Below are 9,769 nucleotides of genomic sequence, written 5' to 3' on the forward strand. Positions count from 1 at the left end.
GACGAAGAAGGACGACGAAGGACGCCTCATGCCGCGCCGCGGGCCGCGGGCATCGGCCTACGGCGCGGTTGTCAGCCGCCGTGCGCGGCGGCGGAGCCTGCCCGGCCGGACCGGGCAGACATGATTGTTCTTCCGGGTGTCCCCCGCGATCGCGGGGTGCGTGCGGGGCGCATGCGGGGTGCGTGCGGGTGTCAGTACGCCTGTTCCATGATCTGGGAGGCGACGGCGGTGATCAGGCCGACGACCAGGGCCACGCCGGTGACGATCCACAGCGGTACCGAGTGCAGGGCGAGAGCGAAGACGCCGACCGTGAACGCCGCAATGATCAGAAAAACCGCGGTCCACGAACCCGCGTTCGCCTTGTGGTGACCGCTGGAACTTGCCACGTAAAGCTCCTCAGCCCGTCAACGATCAGCCAACCCCGACGGCGGCTGCTGTCACCGACCGAGACTACCGGTAAGCCACGGCAGAATCCCGCCGGTCACCCACGGTAATGATCGGACCGGTTCCGGGTCAGGACCCGGGCTCGGCGCGGCTCCTCAGGCGGGGCCCTAACGCCAGGTCCTCATCCTCAGGCAAGTCCTCGGACGGGTCCTCCGCGGGTTCTCACAGGTAGCCGGCGAGCTGGGCGAGGTCGTCGAGCTGGTCGCTCAGCCAGCGTCCCACGTCGTGCGTGCGCACCTGCTCGGCCGCCGCGGCCAGCCGCCGCTGCCGCTCCTCCAGCGGCATGGTCAGGGCCTCGTACAGGGCGTCCGCCATCTGCTGCACGTCGAAGGGATGCAGGGTGACCGCGTACTCCCCCAGCTCCTCGTGGGCGCCGGCGTTCTCCGACAGGGCCAGCACGCCACCGCGCCGGTTGACCACCGCGACCTCCTTGGTCACGAGGTTCATGCCGTCCGCCAGCGCGTTGACCAGGATCACGTCGCAGATCGAGTAGGCGGCCACCGCGAGCGGGAAGTCCTCGGCCATCCGCAGGTCGATGGGCTGCCGGCCGTCCTTGGTGTGCCGGGCGTTGATCTCCGCCACCACCGCGCCGATCAGCGCGATGTAGTCGGCGTACTCGGGCACGTCGGTGCGGCTGGGCTGGAGCAGGGCGAGGAAGCTGACCTTCCCGACGAGCTCCGGATACTGGTCGAGCAGCGCGCCAAAGGCCAGGAAGCCCCGCACGACGTTCTTGCTCGGGTCGGTGCGGTCCACCCGCAGGATCAGCCGCCGGTCACCGTCGAGGAAGGCGTACCTCAGCATGGCGACGTGCCCGGCGACCTCCTCCGTGCTCAGCGTCGCCTCCAGGACGGCGGTGTCCACCGAGATCGGGTAGTAGCGGGCCCGCACGACCCGGTCGCCGACGAAGACCAGCAGGTTGTCCAGGTCGACGTCGAGGCCGAGCAGGTCCTGGGCGCACAGGACGAAGTGGCGGGCGTAGCGCCGGGTGTGGAAGCCGACGACGTCACTGCCGAGCAGGCCGCGCAGCAGCCGTTCCCGGATACCGGCCGGCAGTATCCGCCACTCGTCCGGCCCCGGCCACGGGATGTGGATGAAATGGGTGAGCACGACGTCCGGGCACTGCTCGCGGACCCGCTCGGCCACCAGGTAGAAGTGGTAGTCCTGCAACAGGACCAGGGCCTTTCCGCCGCGGGCGCGGACCTCGTCGACGACCGCATCCGCATACACACGGTTGACCGCCGCGTAGCCGTTGTCGAACGCGTCGTGCTCGGCCTGGGTGAGGACGGGTGACAGCGCCCGGCCGTAGAGCCCGTGCTGGACGAACCACAGGATCGGGTTCGACCAGACGCTGTAGAAGTCCGCGTAGGCGGCCGGGTCGGTGGTGACCAGCCGGACCCGGATCGCGGGGCCGTCGGGTTCGTCCTCGACGACGTGCGGGTATGGAGAGGTCTGCACGAGAATCGAGCTGCCGTGCGCTTCGCTGGCGACGAGGGCGTCCTCCTCGCTGGACGCCCCGCACACCCAGACGGCGTCGTCCAGGTGCTCGGCAAGGCCGGAGAGGGCTGACACCAGCCCGCCCGCCCCGCGGTTGACGGTACGCCCGGACACGTCACGGTCGAAGCTCACCGGGCCGCGGTTGGACAGCAGCACCAGCGGCAGGTTAAGGATGGGGGTAGCCGGCACGGTGGTGGGGCCTCCTTAGTGATCCACGGTGGGGACCTCGGCGGTACGGAAAGATCCTTCCCGCGCCGCTCTCACGACCCTCTGGCCGCACATGGCAGTGGCACTGGACGGCCGTCAGGCCGGTGAACGCCTACGCGCCAACATCCCCGCGGACCTCCGGCTGCGCGATGGCAACATGATCGCTTCGCCCTCGGCGTCTCTGGATGATTCGGACTTTAGTGAGGCCCGCTAAAGATGCATCGGGTTGCAGGGAACATGCGGACTTGTTACCCGGGCCCTCACCTACGACACGCCGGCGACCGACAGCGGACACCCGCTTACGGAGAATATAACTCTTGTCGGTATTCGTGCACAGCCGATCCGGATACGTCCGGTTGATCCCGGCCGGGCCACGACGGCCCGCCACCCCGTGGCGGCCCTGTGGTGGACGCCGGCCGACACGGACGGCGATCGGCAACAGCCGTTCACGGCATGTTCGGGCTGTATTCGGACTGTGTTCAGGCTGTGTTCGGCGCGGCGGCGCTGGACGTGCCGGGCTTCCGCGCGGCGCGGCAGCCGCTCACGGCATGTTCCGGCCGGCGTGCGGGGCGGCCGGGCGATGGCTGCCCCGCACGCCGGCTGCCCCGGGAGAACCGTCCGCGGCCCAGCCCGGGGGAAACCGGCCGGCCGGGACGGACGCCCTACAGGCTGTCGCTGTAGTCGCGGACCTCCTGCACCGCCGACCCGAGCGCCGCCAGCGAGTCCTGGATACGCTCCCGGGTCTCCAGCAGCGCGCTGGTCAGCTGCTCCACGGCGCGGTGCGCGCTGCCGTCGGTCGCCGCCAGGACGATCGCCTGCGCTTCTTCGATCATGGTCAGCGCGCCGTCCAGCTGGCCGGTGACCTCGTCGGTACGCCGGAACGCCTCACCAAGCTGGGACTTGACGTCGGCGATGGTGCTCGTCACGGAGGTCCTGCCCTTCTTCTGTCATATCCGCTCCTGTATCCCGCCGGCCGGCGGCCGGGTCACTTCCGCTGCGGATGCCGCGGAGCGCCGACCCCGAGCCCGAACCGCAGCGCCAGCACGAGCGCCACCAGCGAGGCGATCACGTCGGTCGGGTCCAGCGACACCATCCGCGCGGTCGCCAGCACCGCGGCACCGGCCGTGCCGGCCCCGAGCAGCGCCGCGCGGGCAACCTCCACCCGGGCCGCGTCGGTCGCCACCGCCACGCAGAAGGCGGTGACCACGGCGGCGCCGGTGAGGGCCGGCAGCGCCTCGACCCCGGCCAGCGCCCGCAGCACGGTCACCCCGGCGGCCACCAGCAGGCAGCCCAGGCCGATGACGACCGCGGCCGAGGCCGACGAACCGGACCGTGTGACCGCCCGCAGCTCGGCGGCGTGCCCCATCGCGGTCATGCACAGCTCGTGGGCTCGCCGTGGTGCCTTGGACGGCTCGAACGCGGCCGCCGTGCCGGCGGCGGCCGCCTGCCTGGCACGTACCCGTCGCTGCGGCGTGGCGGCGGCCGGGCGTGCCTGCCCGGGCTCGCCCCGGCGGTGCTGGGCCCGGGCGACCGGCCGGCCACCGGGCCCGGCGACGACGGGCACGTCACGGCCGGAGGCGTGACCAGGAACGTCATAGCCGGGCGTGTCATGATCGGGAATGGCGACGGCGGGGACGTCGCCGGCCCGTTCCACCGGCGGCGGCCGGAGCTGGTCGAGGCTGCTGATCCCGTGGTGCGCGAGCGGTTCGGCCACCACCCGCCACACCTCGTCGACCTCGGCGCGGATCGCCTCCGCCGACTCCCGGTGCGCCCGCGCGACCTCGGCACGCCGCTGCCGGCCGGCGGACATCCGGTCCTCCACCTTGTTCCTGGCCTGGGTGAGCTCGTCGAGCAACGCACGGTAGCGCACGGCCGCGATCAGCGGGTCGTCGAGGTCGGGATCGCGCAGGGCGGGCTCGTGGCGGGCGTCGGCCCGCCACCCTGGCTCAGCCTCCGGTACGGCGAGGAAGCCACCCGGCTGGTCGGGCACGTCAACCATGATCCTCGTTTCGTGGGTCGCGGGCGCACCGGTCAACCCGGCAGCCTCCTCCACGGCTCCCGGCCGTCCCGGCCGTGCTCCCGGTCGTGCCGCTGGTCGCCCGTCACCGCCGCCGCCGGCCCGGCCTGGGCCGGCAACGGTGAGAACGGGACGATCGTGCGGGCCTCCGCATACCCGTTCCGGTCGAACAGGACCGCCCGGTTCGGGCCCGTCCCCGCGGTGACCGACCGGTTGCCCGCCAGGCTGAACAGGTCACTCGCGGGCACGCCGACCGCGACCCACGCCCCCACGTCGTCACGGTGCATCGGGCCGAGGTCGTCGAGCAGCCGGCCCGGGCCGCGCCACCAGCCGAGCAGGTGCACCCGCTGGCCAGGGCCCCGGCGGGTGATGAAACGCAGGTCGTCCAGGCCCGAGCGGCGGGCGGGGGGCTCCTTGGCCTCCAGGACGGCCCGCCCGGCGTCGGCGGCGAACAGGACGAGCAGCCGCACCGGCCGGGCGAGCCGCTCGTAGGACCGGTCACCGGGCCAGGGGGTACCGGCCGCGCCGGCCAGGGCGGCGTCCTCCCGCTCCCGCACCTCGTCGCTGACCTCCCGCAGCACCCGGCGCAACGCCGCCGGCGGATGGACCCGAGCGGACTGCCCGACGGCGCGGACCCGGCCGGCGAGCACCTCGGCCGCCTGCGTGGTCTCGGCGGTGACCGCGACGATGTCGACCCGTACACCGCCCTGCACGGCCTGGCCGGCGACGCTCACCACGGCCGCCTGCAGCACCCCGACCGCTTCCCGGCGCAACGGCCCGAGCACCGCGAGGCTGCGTCCCGGCAGCGGGGACAGCCGCACCCCGACGGCCGCCGGATGCAGGTCGAGGGGAACCCCCACCAGGGCCAGCGGCTCGGCCGCCCCGGCGGCGTCCGCGTCGTCGGTCACAGCGCCGGTCACGCCGCCGGCCGTGTCGGGCGCACCACCGTGGCCGGCGTTGCCCTCGTGGGCGCTCTCGAGGACCGCGACGTCGGCGGCACCGGCCCGCTCGGCGCGTTCGACCGGGACGGGCGCGCCCGCGAGCGACCGGTAGAGCGGGTTGTCGTCCAGGACCGCCGGCGCGTGGCCGACGAAGACCCGCGGCCCGGGACGGCCCGGCGCGCCGGGAGCGCCCGCCCGCGCGAGGCTCGCGCGCAGCGACGTGAGCACCGCCGGCGTGGGGTAGGCCACCCGGACGAGCTCGTTGCCGGCCGGGTGGCCGTTACGCCGGTTGACGATGGCCTCCCCCACGCCCGCGAGCGCACCCGCCGCCTCGTTGGTGGTCGACAGCAGCACCCGGGACTCCGAGATCGAGGTACGCAGCGCGATCCGCAACGCGAACTGGCCGAAGATCGAACCACGTTTGCCGGCGGTGGCGTCCAGAGCGTCGATACCCGACAGCGTCTGGCTGGCCAGCAGCAGGTGGATGCCGTAGGCGCGGCCCTGGCGGGCGAGCGCCTCCAGGTGCGAGACCGCCTCCCGCGACACCGCGTCGAGCGGGGTGAGCATCACCTGGAACTCGTCGATCACCACCAGGATCCGCGGCCAGCCGGCGCCGCCCCGCGCGGCCCGCAGGCCACGCAGGTCCCGGGCACCGACGGCCCGCATGGCCAGGGCCCGCCGCTGCATCTGGGCGCGGGCGTGGCGCAGCACGGCGACACCGAACTCCCGGTCGCTGTCCATCCCGATGGTGTCCGCATGCGGCAGCACGAACGGGTCGCCGGCCCGGGGCGCGAACTGGGCGAACTCCAGGCCCTCCTTGAAGTCGAGCAGGTGGAAGCGCAGCTGCTCGGGGGCGTAGCGGGCGGCCAGCCCGTACACCACGTCGAGCAGCAGCGTCGACTTGCCCGAGCCGGCCTGCCCGCCCACGAGCGCGTGGACGGTGTCGTCGTCGAAGCGGAGCGTGACCGGGCCGTCCGGGCCGAACGCCACCGGGACGCTCAGGCCACCGGCCGCGTCCAAGCTCCACAGCGTGTCGGGCAGCAGCGCCCGGGCGTCCGGGGGGCGGGCGGCCTCGACGGCCGTGGCGGCCGCGACGGACTCGGCGACCGCGGCCACCAGCTCCGGCGGCGGCGGGTCGTCCAGCTCGCATTCCAACGGCCCGGCGAGCGAACAGCTCCAGATCGTCGGGCCGGCGGTGGGGGCCCCGTCGCCGTCGGGCCCGTCCCCGGCGGCGAACAGGCCGCCGGCGGCGGGATCCCCGGCGGGCCCGGCCACGCGCAGGGTCTCGGCGCCGGTCAGCGTCTCGTGCCCCCGACGGCCGACGACGGCCGTCCCGCCGTCCTCCACCAGCGCGATCACGTGCACGCCGCACGCGGGCCCCTGGGCGGCGACCGCCTCCAGCGCCCGCGCGGCGTCATCGGCCAGCGACGGCCAGGCCAGCAGCACCAGCAGCCGCCACGGCTCGGCCCGGGGCAGGCCCGCGGCATCCCGCTCCCGCAGGGAGGCGAACCGGCCGCCGAGCCGGTCGACGGTGATGCGCCCGACGTCCGCGGACAGCTCCCCCAGCGCGCTCTCCAGCCGGGTCCGGCTGGTCAGGGTGGGGCTGACCACGCCGGCGGCCCGCAGCGGGGCGAAGCCGGCGAGCCCCGCGCCGAGCTCGTGGGGGTCGTAGACGGTGACCCGGACCGATCCCGGCGGTGCCGCCGCGAGCACCCGGGTGAGCAGGGCCCGTACGACACCGACACCCTCGGCCCGGCGGCCGCGGTCCACCACGATCCGCAGGTTGCCGCCGTCGAGGAGGCTGACGGCCAGCGGCACCTCGGTGGTCCGCCCGCCGGGCAGCAGGGGCGGGACGAGCGCCCGGCCCACCCGCCACAGCCCCGGCCGGTAGAGCTGCCCGGCCGCCGCCGGCCGGGGGCGGCCCGGCAGCTCGGGGAGGCTGGGCGGGCTGGGCAGTTCGGGCAGGCTGGTGGTGGCCCCGTTCCCCGGCGCCCGTTCGGCCGCCCCGGGCACCGGCCACAGCGGGGACGACCAGGGCGCGCTGGCGAGGCCCGGCGCCTGCCCGCGGGCGATCGCGGCGGCCGTCCCGACCGCGGCCGGCACCTGCGCGTCGGCGGCGTCCGGGACGGCGTGCCAGACATCCACGGATGAGCCCTGCCGGGCATGCGGGCGGGCGGGCCCGCCCGGCACCGGCCCGTCCGCGTCGGGCCGCTCGACCTGGTCGGCCAGCGCGTCCAGCTGGTCGGCAAGGCTCAACGCCTCGCCCAGGCATGTCTGAATGCCGGTGACGAGTGTCCGGACCCGCCGAGTGCCCGACACCACGACCTCCCCGCGCTCACACCGATGCCACGACGGAGCACCAACCTAATGGCAAGATCCGGTCAGGGCGGGGTTTTCCCTGACTCCGACGGCGTCCGCGGATGTGACGCTACCGGACGCGGACATCCGTATATCGTGCCCGGGCCAGGCGGGGGTGGTCCAGTACGGGCGGCTCGGCATCCGCGGTGCCGGCCGGCCCGCCCGGGCGGGCCGGCCGCTGGCGGCTGTCGCCCGGTCAGCCGCCGGTGGAGCGGCGGTAGGCCCTGACGCACCACGGCACGAAGACGACGAGCAGCCCGGCGCACCACGCCAGCGACTGGACCAGCGCGGAGGCCACCGGGCCGCCGAGGAACAGCGCCCGTGTCGCGTCGATCGTCACGGTGATCGGCTGATGCTCGGCGAAGGCCTGTAGCCAGCCCGGCATCGTGCTGACCGGGACGAACGCGGAGCTGGCGAAGGTCAGCGGGAAGACCCAGATGAACCCGGCCGACTGCGCCGCCTCCGCGTTGCGCACCGACAGCCCGATCACCGCCGACACCCAGGAGAACGCGTAGGAGAACAGCAGCATGAGGGCGAACCCGACCAGCGCCGCGGGCACGGTGGTGTCACCGAAGCGGAACCCGACCGCGACCCCGACCAGCAGCATGATCACGACTACGAACACGTTGCGGAACAGGTCCGAGAGGGTCCGGCCGGCCAGCAGCGCGCCCCGCGACATCGGCAGCGAGCGGAACCGGTCGATCAGGCCACGCTGACGGTCCTCGGCGAGCCCGACACCCGTCACCATGCTGCCGAAGATCGCCGTCTGGATGAAGATCCCGGGCATCAGGAAGTCCACGTAGTCCACCCCGGGCCCGACGTTGATCGCGCCGCCGAACACGTAGACGAACAGCAGCACGAACATCACCGGCTGGATCGTGGAGAACACCAGCAGCTCGGGCACCCGCCAGGTCTGGATCAGGTTGCGCCGGCAGATGACCCAGGCGTCCAGCAGTGACCAGACGAGCCGGCCGCGGCCCTCGACCGGCCGGACCGTGGCGGCGGTGGCGGCGACGGCAGCGTCGCCACTGATGGTGCTCATGTCGTCACCAGCTCCTCGGTGGTGCTCTCGTGCGGGTTCGCGACCGCGTCCCCGTCGCGCGCGTGATGGCCGGTGAGCGCCAGGAAGACGTCGTCGAGGGTGGGCCGGTGCAGCGCGATGTCCTCGAGGGTCACGCCCGCCTCGTCGACGCCGCGGATCAGCTCCGGCAGCACACCGGCGCCGCGGTTCATCGGCGCGCTCAGCCGTCGCCGGTCGACGTCGACGCTCACCTCGCCGGAGGCGAACCGCGCCAGCACGCCGCGCGCGGCGTCGACGTCCCCGCCCCGGGCGATCACGATGTCGAGGCGGTCCCCACCCACCTGCGACTTCAGGTCGTCGGCGGTGCCCTCCGCGATGACCCGGCCACCGTCGATCACCGAGATGCGCCGGGCCAGCTGGTCAGCCTCCTCCAGGTACTGTGTTGTCAGCAGGACGGTGGCGCCGTCCCGGACAAGCTCCTCGATGACCTCCCACATCCGGATCCGGCTGCGCGGGTCGAGCCCGGTCGTCGGCTCGTCGAGGAAGAGCATGGGCGGCGCGAGAATCAGGCTGGCGGCCAGGTCGAGCCGCCGGCGCATACCACCGGAATAGGTGCCGGCCTGCCGGCGGGCGGCATCGGTGAGGTCGAAACGCTCCAGCAGGATTTCGGCACGGGCCCGCGCCGAAACGGCCGACAGCCGGTAGAGCCGGCCGAACATCTCCAGGTTCTCCTGGCCAGTGAGCCGTTCGTCGACGGCGGCGTACTGACCGGTGAGCCCGATCCGGGAGCGCAGCTCGTCCGCGTGTCGGCTGATGTCAAGACCGAGAACCTCGGCATGCCCGGAATCGGCACGCAACAAAGTGGTGAGAATTCTCACAGCGGTCGTCTTGCCGGCGCCGTTCGGACCGAGGACCGCGTGCACCGTCCCAGCCGCCACGCTGAGATCCAGACCGGCGAGCGCGACGCTCGCGCCGAAGCGTTTGTGCAGGTCGCGCGCGAGTACAGCGGGTTTGTCAGACACAGTTGGCGATCGTACGGCACGCCACCGACAACTCCGGGAACCGCGAAGTGACCTGCCGGCCGCGCGCGTATGGCGGCTCTCACCCGCTCTCCCGGGGCCCTCCCCGCGCGGCCGGGGATCGTCCGGCCGGCGGCCCGGCCCGGGGCCGGCGCGGGGCCGGCGCGGGCCGTCGGCGGCGGCGGCGGAAACAGCGGTGGCACCGGCAGCCGCGCGCACCTCGGCCACCCCCTCGGCCACCCCGGGGATACCACGGCGGATGCCACGG

7 protein-coding genes and 1 pseudogene are annotated in these 9,769 nt (G+C 73.9%); 1 reads left to right on the top strand and 7 read right to left on the bottom strand.

Annotation, left to right across the window (positions count from 1 at the left end; translation table 11 throughout):
- Positions 1-191: 191 nt before the first annotated feature.
- The 7 genes from AC5LUJ_RS06525 to AC5LUJ_RS06555 form a co-directional block, all read right to left on the bottom strand.
- A complete protein-coding gene (locus AC5LUJ_RS06525; RefSeq protein WP_250287093.1) occupies positions 192-386 on the bottom strand; it encodes a hypothetical protein in 195 nt (64 codons plus the stop codon).
- A 220-nt stretch (positions 387-606) separates the two neighbouring features.
- Positions 607-2,127, bottom strand: a complete 1,521-nt coding sequence (locus AC5LUJ_RS06530) for an alpha,alpha-trehalose-phosphate synthase (UDP-forming) (RefSeq protein ID WP_250287095.1) — start codon at positions 2,125-2,127, stop codon at positions 607-609.
- Positions 2,128-2,807: 680 nt separating this feature from the next.
- Positions 2,808-3,071, bottom strand: a complete 264-nt coding sequence (locus AC5LUJ_RS06535; protein WP_131790223.1) for a hypothetical protein — start codon at positions 3,069-3,071, stop codon at positions 2,808-2,810.
- Between the two features lie 59 nt (positions 3,072-3,130).
- Positions 3,131-4,180 (bottom strand): hypothetical protein, encoded by a 1,050-nt coding sequence (locus tag AC5LUJ_RS06540; RefSeq protein WP_493464628.1) that lies wholly within the window; start codon positions 4,178-4,180, stop codon positions 3,131-3,133.
- Positions 4,177-7,422, bottom strand: a complete 3,246-nt coding sequence (locus tag AC5LUJ_RS06545) for an FtsK/SpoIIIE domain-containing protein (RefSeq protein WP_493464633.1) — start codon at positions 7,420-7,422, stop codon at positions 4,177-4,179. Before AC5LUJ_RS06545 ends, AC5LUJ_RS06540 begins: the two co-directional genes overlap by 4 nt.
- 235 nt (positions 7,423-7,657) lie before the next feature.
- Entirely contained in the window at positions 7,658-8,503 is an 846-nt protein-coding gene (locus AC5LUJ_RS06550; RefSeq protein ID WP_250291187.1) for an ABC transporter permease, read from the bottom strand.
- Positions 8,500-9,504 carry an ATP-binding cassette domain-containing protein gene (locus tag AC5LUJ_RS06555; protein ID WP_493464629.1) on the bottom strand — a complete coding sequence of 335 codons (1,005 nt, stop codon included), beginning with the start codon at positions 9,502-9,504 and terminating at the stop codon, positions 8,500-8,502. The genes AC5LUJ_RS06550 and AC5LUJ_RS06555 overlap by 4 nt, the downstream gene beginning before the upstream one ends.
- 69 nt (positions 9,505-9,573) lie before the next feature.
- On the opposite strand from AC5LUJ_RS06555, the pseudogene AC5LUJ_RS06560 reads away from it, so the two are divergent.
- Positions 9,574-9,769 (top strand): annotated as a pseudogene (locus tag AC5LUJ_RS06560) (hypothetical protein); the annotation flags it as partial.

It is taken from the genome of Protofrankia sp. CiP1_Cm_nod3 (assembly GCF_982290655.1).